This is a genomic window from Parabacteroides sp. PH5-46 (genome assembly GCF_029892785.1).
Lineage (GTDB): Bacteria > Bacteroidota > Bacteroidia > Bacteroidales > Tannerellaceae > DFXE01.
This window is the reverse complement of record NZ_JARXXA010000001.1, coordinates 1-20422: the sequence shown is the minus strand read 5'-3', so window position 1 is coordinate 20422 and position 20422 is coordinate 1. Positions and strand designations below refer to the sequence as shown.

The window sequence follows — 20422 nt, the reverse complement described above, 5'->3', positions numbered from 1 at the left end:
AGAATACGAATATAAGGATTGTTTCTTTCTATTCTTCACTCTACATTCATCATTCTTCATTTATTTATTATCTTTGAGGATTGTACTTAAATGGTAAAACATGAAAACAAAACTTTTAATTTTAGTGTGTGGCATGACTGTGTTAGGAGCATGTAATCAGGGAGCAAAATTGGCTTATCCCGTAGCAGATAAGGACAATACGGTAGACACCTACTTCGGAACCGAAGTGGCAGACCCGTATCGTTGGTTGGAAAATGACACCTCGAAGGCAACAGAAGCCTGGGTGGAAGCTGAGAATAAGGTAACAGCAGCGTATTTGTCGAAAATACCCTTCCGTGATAAAATCAAACAACGTCTTACTGATCTGACAAATTACGAAAAGATAGGAACCCCATCCAAAAAGAAAGGAAAGTACTATTTCTTTAAGAACGACGGATTGCAGAACCAGAGCGTAATGTACGTAAAAGAAACGCTGGACGGGGAAGCAAAGGTGTTGCTCGACCCGAACAAATTGTCTGACGACGGAACTGTGGCTCTGAGCGGTATTTCTTTCTCAAACAACGGACAATACCTGGCTTACAATATTTCGCGTAGCGGTTCGGACTGGAACGAAATATTTGTGATAGACCTGGCAAGCGGTCAACGCCTGGACGACCATATCCTATGGGCCAAGTTCGGCGGTGCATCCTGGCATGGCAACGGCTTCTATTACAGTGCCTATGATGCTCCTGAAGCAGGTAAGGAGTACTCCAACATGAACGAAAATCATAAGATATATTACCACCAGCTAGGTACCCCGCAAAGTGACGACAAGCTGATCTATCAGAATCCGAAAGAACCCAAGCGTTTCTATTACGGAAGTGTAAGTGAAGACGAACGGCTTATGTTTATCTTTGAATCCGGAGCCGGAAGTGGTAATAACCTGTTTATTAAAGACCTTACCAAGGCAAACGCTCCGGTAATGGCTCTGACGGATGATATGGAGTATTCCTATGCTCCTATCGAAGTAGTGGGCGACAAGATCTATCTGATAACAAACTATGGGGCACCTAAATACAGGATTATGACAGCTACTATCGGCTCGCCGATGCTGAAAGACTGGGTAGAGTTGATTCCTGAGTCGGAATCGGTTCTTTCCAATGCCTCTATTATTGGTGGAAAACTGATGCTTACCTATGAGAAAGATGCTTCCCATCATGCCTATGTGTATAGTCTGGAAGGGAAAGAGGAACACGAAGTGAAGCTTCCTACCCTGGGATCAGTTTACTTCAGCGGAGACAAAGACGACAAAGAGACCTTCTATTCGTTCTCGTCATTTACTTTCCCGGCTACTATTTACAAATATGATCTGGACAAGAACCAGTCTGAGCTTTACCTGGCTCCTAAAGTAGCTTTTAATCCAGACGAATATACAACCGAGCAGGTATTCTTCGCCAGCAAAGACGGCACGAAGATACCCATGTTCCTTACCTATAAGAAAGGTCTGCAAAAAGATGGGGCAAACCCAGTATTCCTGTATGGATACGGAGGCTTTAACGTAAGCCTGAACCCGGGCTTCTCTACCAGCCGCTTGGTCTTCCTTGAAAACGGAGGTATCTATGCACAAGTAACCCTCAGAGGCGGTGGCGAATACGGAGAAGAATGGCACCAGGCCGGTACAAAGATGAACAAGCAGAATGTGTTTGACGACTTTATAGGTGCTGCCGAATACCTGATTCAGGAGAAGTACACCAATAAGGAAAAAATAGCTGTAAATGGAGGATCTAATGGCGGTTTGCTGGTTGGAGCAGTTGTAAACCAACGCCCGGACCTGTTTAAGGCAGCTGTTCCGGCAGTAGGTGTAATGGATATGCTTCGCTACCACAAATTCACGATTGGCTGGAACTGGGCGAGCGACTATGGCACAAGCGAAGACAGCAAAGAGATGTTCAACTATCTACATGCCTACTCGCCGCTGCACAACATAAAGAATGATGGAACCCCTTACCCTGCCATTATGGTAACGACAGCCGACCATGACGACCGGGTAGTACCCGCCCACTCCTTTAAATATGCCGCAACTTTACAAGCTGCCAATACAGGAGACGCTCCCAAGCTGATCCGCATAGAAACAAAAGCTGGCCACGGAGCAGGAAAGCCCATCAGCAAAATCCTGGACGAATCTGCTGACATCTACTCATTTATCATGTATAACCTGGGGATGAATGTAAAATAAAAGATCTGACGTTTTTTTAACACGAGAGGGTGTGTCATTTTGACACACCCTCTTTTTTCTCTTATATTCTGGTAAAAAATCAGACACTGATTAGGTTATATTGTTGTTTTCAATGGATTAAACTATCTTTGTCGCAGCAAAGCAGAATGTAGCTATCTCTGTCTTCTTTTGAAAGTTCGTATCTAAAACAATATTCATATTATATAACTCAATAAAAAATGAACAAAATTTTACTAATATTCATCGTATGCCTGTTGGGATATCCGGGACAAGCATCAGCTAAAATTTCCCTCACTTGGAAAGACAAAGGTGGTCGGAAACAATTACATATAAAAACAACAGAGAAGCAGCAATCTATCACGATTGATTGGGGCGATGGGAATATAGAGACGCAAAACAGTACCTCTTCGGTGAAGTATTTTTTGGAATTGAATCATTTTTACAGCAAGAACGATACGTATCATGTGACCATTACGGCCGTAAATCCGGCAAACATTATCAGATTTAATTGCAACGATAATTCAATCACAAGCTTGGATGTGAGTCAATGCACAGCATTAAAAGATTTGGAATGCGCCAACAATCAACTCACTTCCTTAGATCTGAGTCAATGCACAGCATTAATATACTTAAGTTGCTTCAAGAATGAACTCTCTTCATTGGATGTGAGTAAGAATACAAAATTAGAGAGTATATCATGCGGCAACAATCAACTGACTTCTTTGGAGGTGAATAAGAATCCGAAATTATTCCAGATATTTTGTCCCTACAACCAGATCACAACTCTGAATGTGACAGCGAACGCAGAATTGATCAATTTAGACTGCAATAATAATCAACTCGCTTCCTTAGACTTCAAATCCAACCCCCAATTAAGAGAGCTTTATTGTCATAGCAACCAACTCACCGCTTTAGATCTGGAAAACAATCCGGCATTGCAAACGGTTGAATGCTACCAGAACAAGATCGTTTCTTTGGATCTGAATAACAACAAAGAATTGCTGCAATTTTATTGTGATAATAATAATCTTAAGTACTTAAATATACAAAACAGCCTGAAATTAAATGGCCTGCATTGTTCCAACAATCAACTCGCCTCTTTAAATCTAAGCAACAATACGGCATTAACAAAGCTGTATTGTAGCAATAATAAATTCACTGATTTAAATCTGAAAAACAATGCTACATTGTTTGAATTGGTATGCGACTCCAATAAACTCGCCTCTTTAGATATTAGCAATAATGTGAAATTAATGGAATTATATTGTTCCAACAATCAACTAACCTCTTTAAACCTCAGCAACAATGTGGGATTAGAAAAGTTGATTTGCAATACCAATCAACTAACCTCTTTAGACCTCAGAAATAGCGAGAGATTAAATGAGTTGATCTGCAACGACAATAAACTATCAACCTTGAATGTGAGTAAGAATTCAAAACTCAAGAAGCTCCATTGCTACGATAATTATCTGCCTTACAATCAATTGGCAAATGTACATAATAACGGATCGACCTACTCCAGGGCGTTGAGGATGTCTCCTCAATACGCCGGAGAAACACGTTATCAAGAAGAAGACATCTCGCTCCTTTATAACGGAATAGCCAGCAAAATTTCGGTCGAAAACGGAGTCTCCGGAGTTGACTACACCTATATCAACGGTATACTCACCTTCCTTAAGACAGGTACATACACCGTTTCAATGACCCATGAGAAGGTTAAGGAAGAGCATTTTAAGTTAGTAAAAATTATCACGACCTACACCATAAGCCCTTGGGATATTTCATTCACATGGAACCCGACAAGCGAGTCCAAACTCCGTATAAGAGCCACCGAAGGCACCAATAATATTATGGTAGACTGGGGAAATGGAACGGTCACTACGCACAATAGCGATGGAGGAAGATATTATATCGACATACCTTATGCCAACGCAAGCGGACCTTATAATGCCAAAATAAGACGTGTAAATCCCAAACATGTATTGGATTATTTAGCTGTAAACAACTCAGGGGTAACCCAACTCGACGTGACCAATGCGCCCGACCTTTCAAGACTTTACTGCGCAAATAACAAACTGCAATCGCTCGATTTGAGTAACAACAAAAAGATTGACTATTTTGAGTGTAATGACAACCAGCTCTCGCTTGAGCAGTTGTATGACATAATGAACAACGGTGCGCCTTATGCGAATAGTTGTATTATTTCGCCTCAAAGATTACCTGAGACAAAAGTCATGATAGGCGATGTGATAACTATACCTTCCATTAACGGTACCTATTACGATGTTGAGGTAATTGCCGATAGGAATTATTATAACTATATAGATGGAGAGCTTACATTCATAAAGACTACCGAACAACCTATAAAGGTTTTCATGTTCCATCCAGATGTAGTCGACAAAGAGCAAGCAAAAGCAAAAGTAAGCATCTACTATACCGTAGAATATAGAAACTTCAACATCAACGCTACCGCCAACAATCCCCTCAATGGCAGTATCGTTGGCAATGGAACCTACAATTACGGGGAAACGGCAACCCTCTCTGTGTTGCTCGAAGGTAATAATCGCTTTATTAATTGGACTGATTCTGAAGGCAACGTTGTTTCAACCGAGAACCCGTATACATTTACGGTAACGAAGGATTTAGAGTTGATAGCAAAATTAGAACCATTAAACGCTTCCGGAATAGACAGCAATACAGCAATCGACCTGCAAGTCTATCCCAATCCGGTTGTAGATATGTTATACATCAACGCAGAGCGTGTTCAGTTGGTGAATATTTATAATCTACAAGGCGTATTAGTCATTTCGCAAAAGGGAGATATCCAATCAGTTGACATGGGTCACCTTTCTTCGGGAGGCTACATCGTGATTGTTAAAACAGCAAACAGTTTATACCGCAAAGTGATATTGAAGAAATAAGATTTATAGCATAACAAAAAAGAAGGTATCCGCTTTTGGACACCTTCTTTTGATTTTTATAAATCTTATATTTTATGTGTGATAACTTCTTTGTCAGTAATAACCAGATCCATCTTGATGTCGAAAGGTTCGACAGGAACTGTTTCTACCAGCTGGAAATCAAAACAAATGCCTATTTTGGGAACATCGGGATGGGAGGCCAAGAAGCGGTCGTAGTAGCCTCTTCCACGTCCCATACGATTGAGTGAGCGATCGAAAGCTACTCCCGGGACGATGATTAAGTCCGGCTCTTCAGTCGGCAGGCCTTCTTCGGCAAGCGGTTCCAATATGCCAAAAGCACCTGCTTTCAGATGCTCTTTCCCTTTATAAAGGAAGAATTGTAAATCGTCTCCTTCAACTAGCGGCAATAATATTTTCTTGTCAGAATGCCATTTGTCTATAAAATAGGCTGTTTGTACTTCTCCCGCGATGGCATGATAGAAGGCAATACAAGAAGACCGGCTAAAGGATTCCGTATCCTCCAGCCGGTTCATTATCTTTTCGGAAAGCTCAAGCAACGTAGTTTCCGTGTATTCTTTCTTTGTAGAGGCTAAAGATTGCCGCAGGAGTTTTTTTGCTTGCTGTAATTCCATGTTCAGACATCTTATCATCTAATGTGGGAAGCGATTTCCCTTCTTCTATGACTTTAACAGCCTGCTTGATCGTTTCATCATCTTTATAAAAGATCGGATAGAAGCCGCTATCTTCAAAGAAATTACGAACGATGTACGCATGTATATGCGTTTCGATCAGTTTGGCTGAAATATTGATCAGGGCAGGACGTTTCTTTACCCCTCTTGCTGCCGCAAAGTCCGTAAACTCAGCCAGCAAGGGTTGCTGCTTTAAGTAGCTGTACAATTCCTCGTAATTATCAAAGGAAGATAGTTTATTGTAATTCTCGTCCGAATACAGCAGAGTAAACAGATAAAGCACATTCGTACTCCGCACGATATTGTTGAAATAGGAAGTTACACCACTGGTATCGCTCGGAATAAAGATGTCGGGCATAATGCCTCCGCCGCCGTAAACGGTACGTCCGATAGAAGTCGTAAACTCCGGTAGATTGTCTATCTTGATGCTATCGGCAGAATAAAACTCACCATGCAAAAAGCGGTTGTAGATATCCATATCATAGTCTTCCGTTTTCCCCATCTGATATTCTTTCTGGATGGAGCGGCCAGACGGCGTATAATAGCGGGCAATGGTAAGCCGTAGCTGGGAACCATCCGTCAGCGCTATCTGAGATTGCACCAATCCTTTCCCGTATGTTCTCCGGCCGATAATCATCCCCCTGTCATTGTCCTGAATGGCTCCGGCAAAGATCTCACTGGCTGAAGCTGAGCCTTCGTCTGTCAGTACAACTAGCGGATTATCGATGCAAGTACCCGTTCCATTCGAAAATATATCATTCCGGGGATAAGCCTTCCCTTCCGTATAGACAATAAGTTGCCCAGCCGGAAGAAATTCGTTGATCATATTTATGGCAGCATCCATCATACCTCCTGAATTGCCGCGAAGGTCAACCACAAATGAATTACAGCCTTCTTGCTTTAGCTTGGCAATCGCCGTAATAAATTCGTTGTAAGTGGTACGGGCAAATTTAGAGATCTTGATATAGCCGATGTTTTTCTTTACTTCATAGGATACATCCACAGAGTACACCGGAACATCGCCACGGGTTACGTCAAAGTAGATAAGTTCGGGCATATCCCTCCGTTTCACCCCCAGAGTAACGGTACTGTTCTTTGCTCCGCGAAGGTTCTTCATTACATAGTTCTGATCTACATGCTTTCCCGAGAACACGGAATCATTAATAGTGATGATGCGGTCGAAAGGCTGAAGCCCTGCCTTCTCTGAAGGGCCTCCGGGTATAACACTAATAACCAAAATGGTATCTGTCTGCATATTAAAGGAAACACCTATACCGCTGAATGATCCTTCCAACTCTTCGTTTACACTTTCTGCATCTTCTGCCGGAATATACACGGAATGCGGATCCAATTCACTGAATATTTTAGGTATTACCCCTTCCACTAGCTGACCCACCTCTACGGTATCCACGTATTGCTCGTTAATGATATCGAGGATGTAATTAACCTTATTCCCGGTGGCATAACGGCGCATTCCTTTATTCTGAGAGCTTATATTCAGGTAATAATTGCCGATAAAAATACCCAGAGCAATACTAAAAGCAATGATTACCGGAAGCCATACATATAGTTTTTTATTGTTCATCTTATTTGTTCGTCCTTTCTTCTTTTATCTCTAGATAGTCCAACTCAATACCTGCGCGTTCCAGGAGGTCACACCCATCTTCCACACGATATTTCTCCGAGTAAACCACTCGTTTTATTCCGGATTGTATGATTAATTTCGCACATTCAATGCAAGGTGCCGAAGTTACATAGATCGTCGCATCTTTACTGCTGTTGGACGAGGCTGCTACCTTTGTTATGGCATTTGCCTCCGCATGTAAGACATAGGGTTTTGTCACATTGTTTTCATCTTCACATACATTCTCAAAACCGGAAGGGGTACCATTATATCCGTCAGAAATAATCATATTATCTTTCACAATGATCGCCCCTACCTGACGACGTTTGCAATACGAATTCTCAGCCCAGATCATAGCCATCCGCAAATAGCGTTTGTCCAGTTCGCCTTGTTTGCTCGCCTTTTCATCCATTAATCAATCCCTCCTCTTAATAATCAAGCAACAAAAGTAATTATATTTGAATTAATTAATGCCTGTTTGCCTTATTTTTTAATTCCGTTCCGTATCAGCAAGGCGTCAATAGACGGCTCTCTTCCCCGGAAGCGTTTATATAGGATGTCCGGATCTTCGGTTCCTCCTTTGGAAAGGATATTCTCGCGGAATGAGCGAGCCACTTCCTTATTAAAGATACCGGCTTCCTTAAACATGGAAAAGGCATCGGCATCCAATACTTCCGCCCACTTATACCCATAATATCCGGCTGCATAACCTCCGGAGAAGATATGTCCGAAAGCAGAACTCATCAGCGCACCAGGAACTGTCGGCAGAATAGCAGCCGGCTTCCAGGCCTTGTTTTCAAAGTCTTCTACATTGCCTTCAAAAGGCTTTGTCATTGTGTGCCAAGCCATATCCAACAAGCCGAAACTTAGCTGGCGGCAACAAGCATATCCGGCATTGAAGTTAGACGCGTCGATCAGGTTTTGTACCATTTCCTGCGGGATCTTCTCTCCGATTTGATAATGTACGGCTATTTGATCCAGGTATTCTTTCTCTGTCAGCCAGTTCTCCATTATTTGTGAAGGGAGCTCTACGAAATCACGATATACGCTGGTTCCGGTCAGCAGAGCATAGGTGCCATCGGCTAAGATACCGTGTAAAGCATGTCCAAACTCATGGAGCAAGGTATTTACCTCGTCATAGGTTAGGCGAGAAGGCTCTGTCTCTGTGGGACGGGTAAAGTTCATTACAATAATGATCTGCGGATTCCCCTGATCGCCCTCTATGCCTTTAAACTGAGGCTTTATCGTATTCATCCAGGCACCGGACTGCTTTCCGTCGCGCGGGTGGAAGTCCGTATAAAGGATGGCCAGGAATTCTCCGTTGGCATCGTATATTTCATACGTTTCCACTTCCTTGTGGTACACAGGTATCTCTGTATTTTTTCTGAATGTAATGCCATATAACTGAGTGGCAAGTCCGAATACGCCTTTCTTTACATTCTCCAGTTCAAAGTAAGGACGTGTCATTTCGTCGTTAACCTGAAAGCGTTTATCTTTCAGCTTTTCGGCATAATAACTCCAATCCCAGGGCATAACAGCCGTATCGTTCAAGCCTTCTTCTTTAGCGAAAGCCAGAATTTCATTATATTCTTTAATGGCCGCTGGCTTATAAGCGTCCAGCAACTGGTTCAACAAATTATATACATTAGCCGGCGTTTTCGCCATTGTATGTTTCAATGCATAATCGGCATAGGTATTGTATCCTAATAGGCGGGCCAGTTCCAATCGCTTGTTAACAATCTGTTTGATAATACCTTTATTATCGAATTCGTCACCTTTGTTTGCTACACTCATGTATTCGCAATACATCTTTTCGCGTAGTTCGCGTGAATCGGCATAGCGCAAAAAGGCGGTGTAACTAGGGGCAGAAAGATTGAATAACCAGCCGTCTTTGCCTTTATCTTTGGCTAAGGTTCTGGCTGCATCACGAATACTTCCAGGTAGTCCGGAAAGCTGGGTTTCGTCTGTTATAAGCCATTCGAAACGGTTCTTATCTTTCAGGGAATTTTGCTCAAACTGCAAAGATAGTATCGCCAGATCGGTACTTAGTTTGCGGTATGTTTCTTTGTCCTTTTCATTCAGGTCTGCGCCTTGTACAATAAAGGAATCGTAGGTTTCGCTTAGTAACCTGGCATTTTCGGTGTTCAGGTTTAGTTTCGCCCTATTTTCATATACGGCTTTTACACGCTTGAACAGGTTTTCATTCAGATATATATTGTTCGAGCTTTCCGAAAGCTTGGGAGAGATACGCTGGGAAATCTCCATCATCTCGTCATTGGCTTCCGCATTCAATACATTAAAGAAGGCGGAGTTTACCCGGTACAACAGGATACCGCTGCGTTCAAGGGCTACAATGGTATTCTCAAACGTCGGGGATTCCGGGTTATTGGTTATATATTCAACCTCTTTTTCCAACTGCGTAATCGCTTCTGCAAAGGCCGGTTCATAATGCTCAACCTTTATTTTATCAAAGGGAGGCGTAGCATACGGGGTATTACTATACTCACTTAATAGTGGATTCTGTGCTTGCAACATAACAAATGTATTTATAAACAAAACAATAAGAATATTACTTTTCTTCATAGCAATATACAAAAATAGTTGATTTCTTTTAGTTATTAGTCAGCGTTTCGAAAAACGACCTCTACTCTGTGTATTTTTCGAGGACTTATTCGTTCTATTTCCGGAAGGCTTTCCTCCTTTGCGCGAGAATCCCCGTTTATTCCGGGCATATTTGCCGGGTTCATACAAGGGTGTCTCTCCAAATTTGGGATCAATCGGTATCTTATAGATCGTTTTATCCAAAAACGTTTCTATCCGTTGAAATTGCGCCTGCTCTTCTATAGAGACAAACGTAATGGCAAGCCCTTTCCCGTCTGTCCCTCTGGCAGTTCGTCCGATACGATGCACATAATCTTCGGGATCATGGGGAATATCGAAGTTAACGACCAGTTTTATATCATTGATGTCAATTCCTCTAGAAACCACATCTGTTGCCACCAAAACATCTATCCGCCCGTTTTTAAACTCACGCATCACTTCTTCGCGCTGCGATTGTTCCAGGTCCGAGTGCATAGCGGCTACATTAAAGTCCATTCGTTTAAGCGTAGCGGCCAGTTCCTTTACCTTTACTTTGGACGAAGAAAATATGATCACACGCTGCGGACGATTTTGCCTGAACAGATCTTCCAGGATACTCAGCTTCTGCGTATCATAGCAGATATATGCCGTTTGCATAATCGTGTCAGGCGGACGGGATATGGCTACTTTAACTTCCTCGGGGTCTTTTAATATCGTTTTTGCCAGGGTACGGATCTTGGGAGGCATAGTTGCCGAAAACATAATGATCTGGCACGAAGCGGGCATTTGTTTATACACTTGTGTGATATCCTCGTAAAAGCCCATGTCGAGCATGCGGTCTGCTTCATCCAGCACAAAATAAGAAACACGAGACAGGTCTACGGTTCCCAGTTTGATATGGGATAATAAACGTCCGGGAGTAGCGATTACAATATCGGCTCCGGCTTCAAGTCCTTTTCTTTGCTGTTCCCATGTAACCCCGTCGGTTCCGCCGTAAACGGCTACAGCCGAAACAGGCACAAAATACGAGAAACCTTCAATTTGCTGGTCAATCTGCTGGGCCAGTTCACGTGTCGGTGCCATAATCACAGCATTGACAGCATCTACAGGGAAACCTCCCTTACTCAGTTCATTAATCAAGGGTAATACATAAGCGGCAGTCTTTCCCGTACCGGTTTGGGCACAGGCTATCACATCCTTCCCTTCTAAAATGATAGGTATTGTTAATTCCTGGATAGGTGTTGTTTCCTGAAAATTCATGGCGTCGAGCCCATCAAGAACGGCATCTTCCAGATTTAGTTCATCAAATCTCATTATTTATCATTAAAATGCGTGTAAAAGTAAGCAATTCCCACGAATAAATTAGCGTTGGCTGCTATAATAGCGTTTATATATTTTATCAAACGAACCTTCCTCTTTTATCTTCCTAAGCCAACTGTTCAGACTATCGGCCAATACAGGCGAATTTTTCCGTACAGCCCAGGCTTGCAATTGGGTAAAACTAATATCCGTTTGTATATCTATTTCCGGCAGTTCTCTTTGAAAAATGGTAGCGTCCTGCAAATCGCATACGGCATAATCGATGTCTCCTTTCGCCACCATCATAGCTAATTGCTCAGACGAATAAGCAGGATCTTCCACTATATAAAGAGAATCCCCTATCTCATGCTCCAAGTGCTGCAAACGCAGCAGAGCCGGAGAATTCTGGGGTACATAAATTTCTTTGTTTGCCAGATCCAGTTGGCTACGAATCGGTGCAATTCCGTTGTTAGCCTCTGCCGTCCGTTGGAGGAGCACTTGCCTGTTCATCACGATTGGTTCCGTAAACAAATAGTTTTCTTTCGTTTCTGATGTTACCGGGATATTGCGGGCAATAATATCACAGGTATTTTTGTTTAGGGCTTCAAAACTTTTGGGCAATCCTGTTTCCAGGAGCGTCTGTACTTCCAGTCCCGATACACGGGCAATCGCCTGGCTCAGTTCATACTGAAATCCTTCAATCGTATCTCCGGAAATATAATAGCCTGAAGGACTATATTCTGTTATGATGCGCAGGATTCCTTCTTCTTCTATTTCCGCATAATCGCGAGGGAGAATGGGTTTCCGGTAGTTTTTCCCAAACCATATCACAAACATCGTTGCAACTGCCAGGAATAACAGAAACAGATAAACCGTGAGCAATTTACGCGACTTCATCATCATACTAATTATTGAAGACTACGGAAATTCCCATCTTTAACACCATGGGATTCATCGGGTAATGCAGCAGGGAGAAGGATTCGGGCTTATCGATAAACATTGAGCCTAAATTATATCCCATAATGAAGAATCGAGCCTGTTTCAGGTGGAAATTCACATAGCCGTTCAGCAAAGGATAATTGCCTATCTTCTTAGTGTCTTGCAGCTGAAACTGCTGAGTAGCCGGTTCGTAATACGGAGCATAATACTTGGTATTATAATGAACATCCGCCCCGAACTGTACCGACAGCACCTTGGCCAATTTAAACTGTACATACATATTAGACGACACCGTAAGGTCGGGAAGCGGAATCACATTCTGATCACTGCTGAACTGGTATGCCGCCTCTGTTTCCCAACCAAATGCGCGAAACTTGAAGTCTTGTTTCAAGCGGGCGGTAATAACCTGCAAATTACTTCCGTGTTGGTACGGATAGCCATCCAGGCCGAAATACACATAGTTTTGTATGCTTTCAAAACCGGCAGACAAGGTAGTCCCTGTAGATGCCAGATGTATGTCGCCTCCGGCATAAAACTGCTTAACTTTACTCAGCTTGGCTGTTTTATTCTCCGGCTGGTCAGGATCCCACCAATAAAACCTGGAGTGATTATATCGCTGGTAAAAGGCCGGTGTAACGTTCCTTATGTATCCATTCGCCTTAAAGGAAGCCTCCTTGCCTAATAGTTTGAAATTGGTCTGCAAATCCCCACTGAGCCTGAATTCGCCAAGGTCGTCGCCGATTAACGCGAATTCTCCCCGGGCATTATAGGTTAGTACGGAACCCTGCCTTTTAGACAAATCTCCCCCCAGATAGGTAGTAAACTCATCGTATATCTTAACAAAGGGAAAATCCAGGGTAGAAGGGTTGGGATTCACCCCGCTTCCTTCCGTTCGGTTATAAGTCAGCCCGTCTATGGCAGCGGGTAATTGGAATTTTCTTTTCTCAAATGTAGCAAAAGCGGTAAGCCCGAATTTGGCCCAATCCTGAAAACCTTCCCGGAGTGAAAGCGCGAAGGTATTCTTCATATTCCAGGCAGACGTAAGATCGTTTAACGTAGGATCCAGTCCGAAAACATTCTCTAATTTCCGTTGGTTGGGATTATATACTTCAACGCCTGCATCCGGTTTCACGTAAGCGCTGTCTATATTTATTTTAGAGATAAAACGCCGCCGGTTATCCTCATATTCAAAGGTATGAATAATGCTGGAAACAGGCACGAATACTTCTATCGGATTGCCTTCTTCATCTGTTTGAGACAATTCCCTGGTAAAGCCCAGATTGTAGCGGTGTGTAAGGAAATACTGCTTGCCACGCACACGATTCCAGGTATCATAATAACGTACCGGATAGCTTTTTCTATCTACCTTTTGCCGACCAGTTTCAAACTGCTCAACATTGGTAATATATTCGTCGTTACTCAAACCTCCATTCTCGTAATTCACAAAATTATAATTATTCAGATAGGCATTCAACTCGTATCTGTCTGAACGGTAACTACCAAAGATCCGATAACTTAACAGGCTATTTCCGTTACTTCTATACTGTCCGCGACTGTAGATATAATCGGCCTCGCCTCCCATATTAAACCGTTTACCGAAGTTCCAGGTCATCACGCCCTTCAGCTGGTCTTCGCGCTTATCAGAGGCGCCTCCCTGCGTAAACGTAACATTGGTATAAGGTAGTTTGGTATCGTAATAATTAACATTCTCCGGTGTCATGATATAGTAGTCGTAGGCATCGGCAAATATGAAATCACGGGCTTCTTTCCGCTCGGAAAATATACGGGTCTGCGCCGGAGAACCCAGATTAGCCAGATATCCTACACCCAGCGACTTGGCTTCTACCAGAGTAGAATTACCGAAGTTCAGGTAATGTGTATCCATCGGGGCTATATAGGCATCACCAATCTTGGAAGTCAGCCGATAAGCAGTGATCCGCTTTCCTTGTAAAGCGGCGCTGTCGGGAATCAATAAGCTATCGGGGATTTCTTTTTGAGAAGAAGTAAGATTCGACATGGAAAAGCCTCCTCTTCCACTACCTCCAGGATTTCTTTGTCCTGCAATGGGGACAGAAATCATAATTGTCATCAAAAAGACCAGTATGTATAAGGTATACCTCATGGCTTGCAAAGATATAACAAAAGCAGGTTTCACGAAAGAAACAGTCTGTCTTTATATTTTTTTGGGTAACAAGCTATCCAAAATAGCACACGGGCAAATAAATACAGGACACGAGCAAAATTAAGCGAGACACGTCTCATTACTGATAGCCTCCGCCCAAGGCTTTGTAAAGATACACGACAGAGAGTAATTCATTAAGTACGGCGTCGTTCAGGCTTAACTGGGCATCCAATAGGCTTCGTTGCGCATCCAATACATCGATATAATTGGTAACTCCGTTGATATATTGCAAATATGCCAGTTGGACGTGGCTTTGGGCAGAAGCCTCCAAGCGGGCACGGGAAGCCCGTATATCTTTTGCCTTACGCAGGCTGACAATGGCATTGTTTACTTCTTTAAAAGCCTCGAGCACATTTTTTTGATAGGTGTACACTTCCTGTTCATAGCGAGTTCTTTCTGCTTTCAGTTTGGCCCGGTTCTTTCCCATGGCGAAAAGCGGGGTGAGTAGATCTCCGGCAATGAACCAGGCCGGACTTTTCAAGAGATTTCCCAATTCGTCACTTTCCACTCCCAGGTTTCCGGTAAGCCTTATTTTGGGGAAAAGGTCTGTTTGCGCCACTCCTACCCGCGCATTGGCCTGGCGAAGTTTCTGCTCTGCCTGCCTCATATCCGGTCGGCGTTCCAGCAAAGAAGAAGGTAAGCCTACCGGCAAGGTTTCCGGTAAATGTTGTCCTCCAACGGACAAGCCTCGTGGTATATCTCCGGCATATTGCCCCAGCAAAAAGCTCAGGTCGTTTTCTTTCAGTTTGATAGCCTCTTCCAGACCGGGCACCAGGGTTTCCGTACGGGCAAATTCTATATCCGCCTGCCTGTAGGATGTTTCGGAAGTAAGCCCGCCTTCAAAGCGTAGCTTAGCCAAACGCACGCCTTCGCGCCGGGCATCCAGTGTTTGCCGCACAATCGTTAGTTCATTATCCAAGGCCCGCAACTCATAATAAGCAGCTGCTACTTCGGCTACAATGGTCAGTTGCAAAGCTTTCCGGGCTTCTACCGTTTGCATGAAAGAAGCAACAGCCGCCTCATTTGCCCAACGAAGATTTCCCCATAAATCCAATTCCCACGACAAAACGGCCTTGGCCGAAAATTCAGGATCGGGAGACGGATTGTCTCCGCCATAATTCAAACGTTCCTTCTGTGCATTCAGGCGGGCATCAATAGAAGGAAACATATTGGCAAAAGAGATACGCTTCGTAGCCGCCATTTCCTTGATACGGGCAGAGGCTATGAGCATATCTTTGTTGTTATCCAATGCCGTAACAATAAGCCTTTGCATAACGGTATCCGTATACAATGCCTGCCAGGAAATATCTTCTACCGAAGAGGTATCGGCATACATCTCCAAACGCTCCGGTAAATGCAGGTCCGGACGGATATATTTCTCCCCTATCTTACAGGAAGATAAAATCGTTAGTGCAATGAGTATGCTTAGAATATTATGTTGTTTCATTTTGCTTTCCTTTTAACAATCTTACCTAAACGGATTTTTCCTTTCAGTTTATAAACCAGCACAAAGAAGAAAGGTACCAATACAATTCCGACGGTAATAGCTACCAACATACCGAAGAAAACACCCGTTCCGATACTATGGCGCGAAGCTGAGCCCGGACCACTGGCCAACACCATCGGAAGCATCCCCAGTACAAAAGCAAGGGAAGTCATCAGAATCGGGCGAAAACGCATCCTGGCCGCATGAACGGCTGCTTCTACAACAGAAACGCCGGCATCCGTCTGTATCTTGGCAAACTCTACTATCAGAATCGCATTTTTAGCCGCCAGACCAATCAGCGTTACCAAGCCTATCTGGAAATAAATATCGTTATTCAAGCCTGTAGCCCAAACCCCCAAATAGGCTCCTAAAGCAGCGACCGGCAGCGATAAAAGCACGGCAATCGGAACCATCCAGCTCTCATACAGAGCTGCCAGGAAAAGGAATACAAACAGAAACACCAGTGCCAGCACAAAGCCGGTTTGCCCTCCCGCCTGCTTTTCCTGGTAGGAAAGTCCGCTCCATTCCAAACCGATATTCTCCGGCAGATGCTCGCGGGCAATCTTCTGAATAGCTGTCATGGCTTCACCGGAACTATATCCCGGAGCAGCAACGGCATTGATAGAGGCTGTGGAGAACATATTGAAGCGCCGGATTGTTCCCGGCCCGGTAGTATATTGCGTGGTACCAAGTGCTGTCAGCGGAATCATGGATCCGTTCTGAGCTCTTACAAAGAAGAGGCCTATATTGTCCTGAGTTGCCCGGTAAGGAGCCTCGGCCTGTATGTACACTCTGTAGATACGGTTAAACATATTAAAATCATTAACATATACAGAGCCCAGGTAGGCTTTCATTGTCGAAAAGATGTCTGACAAAGGAATGCCCAGGAATTTAGCCTGATCGCGGTCTACATCAAAATATAGCTGAGGAATCTCAGACTGTAAAGCAGAGGAGACACTTCTCAGTTCCGGAGCTTGCGATGCATAATAAAGAAAGGTGTCGGTAGCCATCACCAGGTTGTCCCAGCTGGCATCACCACGGCCTTCCAGTTGCACTTCTATCCCGCCGCTTTCGCCTAAGCCCGGAATAACCGGAGGACGGTTCAGATAGGCCTTGATTTCCGGATAATAATAAAACTCCTTACGCGCTTCTTCCATAACGTCCGAGACGCCCATTCCGGAAGATTTACGCTTTTCCCACGGCTTTAATATAACAGTCAGCATCGCACGGCTTTGGGATGTTCCAACGCGCGAACTGCTTCCAGTTACATTCTGCACATAAGCCACGGAAGGCAAGCCCTTCAGAAAATCAATGGCTCGTTCTGTCACGACACGCGTACGCTCCAGGGTGGCTCCTTCCGGCATTTCCAGCTCAACCGTGAAAAATCCCTGGTCTTCTTCCGGAATAAAACTGGTAGGTATCACATGGTTTAATACATAAATAAAGATCAATACCATACCAAAACCCGCCAATACCCGCTTAGGGAAGCGTATCGATCGGAACAGAAGCTTTGTATATTGTTTATTTCCTTTATATAACCAGATATTGATTTTTCTGAAAATGAAATGCTTTTTCTTTTTAGCCGGACGCAGGATAATGGCACACATCGCCGGACTTAAGGTCAAAGCAACCACCAAAGAAAGTAATACGGAAACGACTATCGTAACAGAAAATTGCCTGTAAAGTAGTCCGGTGATACCACTCAGAAAACTAACCGGCACAAACACGGCAGCTAGTACTAAGGAGGTAGCGATCAGGGCTCCCGACAGTTCTTTCATCGCTTTATGGGTAGCCTGTCTGGGAGTCAGCTTTTCTTCCTCCATAATACGTTCTACGTTCTCTACTACTACAATCGCATCATCTACCACAATACCAATTGCCAGAATCAACCCAAGCAAGGTGAGCATATTCAGCGAGAAACCCATCATAAGCATAAAGCCGAATGTTCCGATCAGCGAGATAGGTACAGCGACAGTAGGGATCAGCGCCGCCCGCCAGTTTTGTAATGACAGAAAGACTACCAGGATAACCAGGAACAAGGCTTCAAACAAGGTTTTATACACCTCATGGATGGATTGCGAAATATACTCCGTCATATCAAACGGGAACATATAGTCCAGGCCTTCCGGGAAATTCTGGCTGATTTCTTTCATGGCTTCCCTTACGTTCTCGGCTACTTCCATTGCATTGGCGCCCGGAAGCATATAGATGCCCAAGATGGCTGCATTCTCCCCATTCAAACCACTCTCGGTAGAATAAGACGAGGCTTCCAACGAAATACGTGCCACATCACGCAGGCGCACGATTGTACCGTCTGTATTGGCACGTACAACAATATCTTCAAATTCTTTTACGGTAGAAAGACGTCCATGAGCAGTAACAGGCAACGTAATATCAACATCCAGAACGGGTTGTTTACCTAACTCTCCAGCTGCCGATTCACGGTTCTGATCTTTCAAGGCGTTCTGCAAGTCCTGCACGGTTAGCCCCATATTGGCCAGGCGGTCGGGATACACCCATATCTGCATACCATAATACCGGCTACCGATATTAGATACACGCCCAACACCGGGAATACGGCGTAATACGTCGAGAACATTAATGGTGGCAAAATTACTCAGGTATATTTCGTCAAAACGGGGATCTTCCGACAAAAGGCTCAGGGTCATTAACTGACTGGGAGCCTGTTTTTCTACAGTGATCCCGTTTTGTACTACTTCGGCAGGCAAACGTGATTCGGCCAGCTTGATACGGTTCTGCACTTCTACAGCCGACAGGTCCGGATTGGCACCGATATCGAAGGTGATAGTAACCGACAATCCCCCGGAGTTTGAGCTGCTGCTCTGCATATAAATCATCCCGGGCGTACCATTCAATTCCTGCTCAATAGGTGTTGCCACCGCCTGGGAAACCGTAAGCGCACTAGCTCCCGGATAAGAAGCGCTAACCCTCACAACAGGAGGCGTAATCTGCGGATACTGGTCGATAGGCAACGACACCAAACCGATAATTCCTACAATAACAATCAGGATAGATAGTACCGTAGAGAACACCGGACGTTCTATGAAAAAACCCGGACTCATTCGGCATCCTCCTCTCTGAAGATGCTCAGGGTTTCCTCATCTCCGGATTCAATGGAGCGGACTTCCATACCGGGTGTCAGCTTATGATACCCTTCTATCACGACATTCTCACTTTCTCCCAAACCTCGTTCTATAACAATGTTGTTCTGTATTTCTGGACCTATCTGTACAAATCGTTTTTCTGCTTTATTATCCCGGCGGATAATATATATAAAAGCGCCCCCCTTCTCTATCGAAACGGACTTTCGAGGTACCACAATGGCTCTCTCACGTACATCCAGTAAGAGCTTGACTTTCGTAAATTGTCCGGGAAGCAGACGCTGGTTCGGATTAGACAACTCTGCCCGCACCCCAAACGTCCCGGTTTGAGGATCAACAATAGGATCGGCAAAATCCACATAGCCGGTTATCGGATACTCGGTATTATCAGCTAACGTTACCGTAACGGTAGGTTGCCAGGAACGTGTCGTATCCTGCACGCCGAAACGTACGTTCCGACGCTCTGCACGCAAGTAATCCAAAGCCGTCATCTTGAAGTCTACCAACACCGTATCACTCTTAACAACTGCAGCCAACTTGGAGTTGACTCCCGGACCAACCAAAGCGCCAACATCTACAAAACGTTCGCTGATATATCCTGCTATAGGAGACTTTACAGTCGTATAATTCAACTCTAATTGAGCCTGCTCCAGGTCGGCTTTGCTGATCGCGATATTCGCTTCTGCATCTTCCAACGCCGCAGTTGCATTATCCAAATCCAGCTGACTGGCAGCATGTTGCTCGTATAAAGGCTTCAGACGTTCTACGTCTCGCTTGGACTTGGCAGCTTGAGCTTCAGCCTTCTTCAGTTGAGCTTTTGCCTTCTCCAGCCGGGCTTTATATTGCAATGAGTTGATTTGAAATAAAGGTTCATTTAGTTGTACAAATTTCCCTTCCTTGAACAACATTGCTTCCAGATAACCTTCTACACGCGCATGCACTTCCACATAACTAGCTGCACGAATACGTCCTACATATTCGCCATAAATCTGAACATCACTTTTTGCTGGTTTTTCTACGATAACAATGGGTAGTTGTACTTTTTCCTTCTCACGACAAGCCGACAACAAAAAAAATAAACCCACCATCAGTAGCAGAGTTTTCCTATTTGCAATTTTCACCATCAGGTTTTCCTATTAATAACTATTCTATATAAGAAAAAGAATCAACGATCGATTGTTCACACAATATCGTTAAATAACGTTAGACACCCCCTATAAACAAAAAAAGAGACTGATTCTAAAAGAATCAGTCTCTTTATAATAAAAAGCGGCAGCTACCTACTCTCCCACAAACTGCAGTACCATCGGCGTGGTTGGGCTTAACTTCTCTGTTCGGAATGGGAAGAGGTGGAACCCCAACGCA

12 protein-coding genes and 1 rRNA gene are annotated in these 20422 nt (G+C 44.0%); 2 read left to right on the top strand and 11 right to left on the bottom strand.

Translation table 11 applies throughout. The features are described 5' to 3' along the window. The first annotated feature begins 100 nt into the window (after window positions 1-100). Window positions 101-2215 carry a prolyl oligopeptidase family serine peptidase gene (locus tag M2470_RS00065; RefSeq protein WP_280743341.1) on the top strand — a complete coding sequence of 705 codons (2115 nt, stop codon included), beginning with the start codon at window positions 101-103 and terminating at the stop codon, window positions 2213-2215. Between the two features lie 218 nt (window positions 2216-2433). Further along, on the top strand, window positions 2434-5136 hold the full coding sequence (locus M2470_RS00060; RefSeq protein WP_280743342.1) for a T9SS type A sorting domain-containing protein: 2703 nt from the start codon (window positions 2434-2436) through the stop codon (window positions 5134-5136). 65 nt (window positions 5137-5201) lie between these two features. Here the strand turns inward: M2470_RS00060 and M2470_RS00055 are convergent, their stop codons facing one another. The 11 genes from M2470_RS00055 to rrf form a co-directional block, all read right to left on the bottom strand. After that, window positions 5202-5768, bottom strand: coding sequence for a 5-formyltetrahydrofolate cyclo-ligase (locus M2470_RS00055; protein ID WP_280743343.1), 567 nt, complete (start codon window positions 5766-5768; stop codon window positions 5202-5204). Then, entirely contained in the window at window positions 5686-7410 is a 1725-nt protein-coding gene (locus M2470_RS00050) for a S41 family peptidase (protein ID WP_280743344.1), read from the bottom strand. The genes M2470_RS00055 and M2470_RS00050 overlap by 83 nt, the downstream gene beginning before the upstream one ends. A gap of 1 nt (window position 7411) precedes the next feature. Next, the gene (locus M2470_RS00045) at window positions 7412-7861 is read right to left on the bottom strand and encodes a dCMP deaminase family protein (protein WP_280743345.1); all 450 of its coding nucleotides are present in this window, start codon (window positions 7859-7861) and stop codon (window positions 7412-7414) included. 71 nt (window positions 7862-7932) lie between these two features. Next, a complete protein-coding gene (locus tag M2470_RS00040) occupies window positions 7933-9984 on the bottom strand; it encodes a M3 family metallopeptidase (RefSeq protein WP_280743346.1) in 2052 nt (683 codons plus the stop codon). 87 nt (window positions 9985-10071) lie between these two features. Then, window positions 10072-11343, bottom strand: coding sequence for a DEAD/DEAH box helicase (locus M2470_RS00035; RefSeq protein WP_280743347.1), 1272 nt, complete (start codon window positions 11341-11343; stop codon window positions 10072-10074). Window positions 11344-11391: 48 nt separating this feature from the next. Next, complete coding sequence (locus tag M2470_RS00030; protein WP_280743364.1) at window positions 11392-12225, bottom strand: transporter substrate-binding domain-containing protein; 834 nt, start codon at window positions 12223-12225, stop codon at window positions 11392-11394. A gap of 7 nt (window positions 12226-12232) precedes the next feature. Continuing rightward, the gene (locus M2470_RS00025; RefSeq protein WP_280743348.1) at window positions 12233-14389 is read right to left on the bottom strand and encodes a putative porin; all 2157 of its coding nucleotides are present in this window, start codon (window positions 14387-14389) and stop codon (window positions 12233-12235) included. Between the two features lie 139 nt (window positions 14390-14528). Next, window positions 14529-15896, bottom strand: coding sequence for an efflux transporter outer membrane subunit (locus tag M2470_RS00020; RefSeq protein ID WP_280743349.1), 1368 nt, complete (start codon window positions 15894-15896; stop codon window positions 14529-14531). Further along, a complete protein-coding gene (locus M2470_RS00015) occupies window positions 15893-19018 on the bottom strand; it encodes a multidrug efflux RND transporter permease subunit (protein ID WP_280743350.1) in 3126 nt (1041 codons plus the stop codon). The genes M2470_RS00020 and M2470_RS00015 overlap by 4 nt, the downstream gene beginning before the upstream one ends. After that, on the bottom strand, window positions 19015-20145 hold the full coding sequence (locus M2470_RS00010; protein ID WP_280743351.1) for an efflux RND transporter periplasmic adaptor subunit: 1131 nt from the start codon (window positions 20143-20145) through the stop codon (window positions 19015-19017). Before M2470_RS00010 ends, M2470_RS00015 begins: the two co-directional genes overlap by 4 nt. 179 nt (window positions 20146-20324) lie before the next feature. Further along, window positions 20325-20422 (bottom strand): 5S ribosomal RNA (gene rrf / locus M2470_RS00005); the annotation flags it as partial.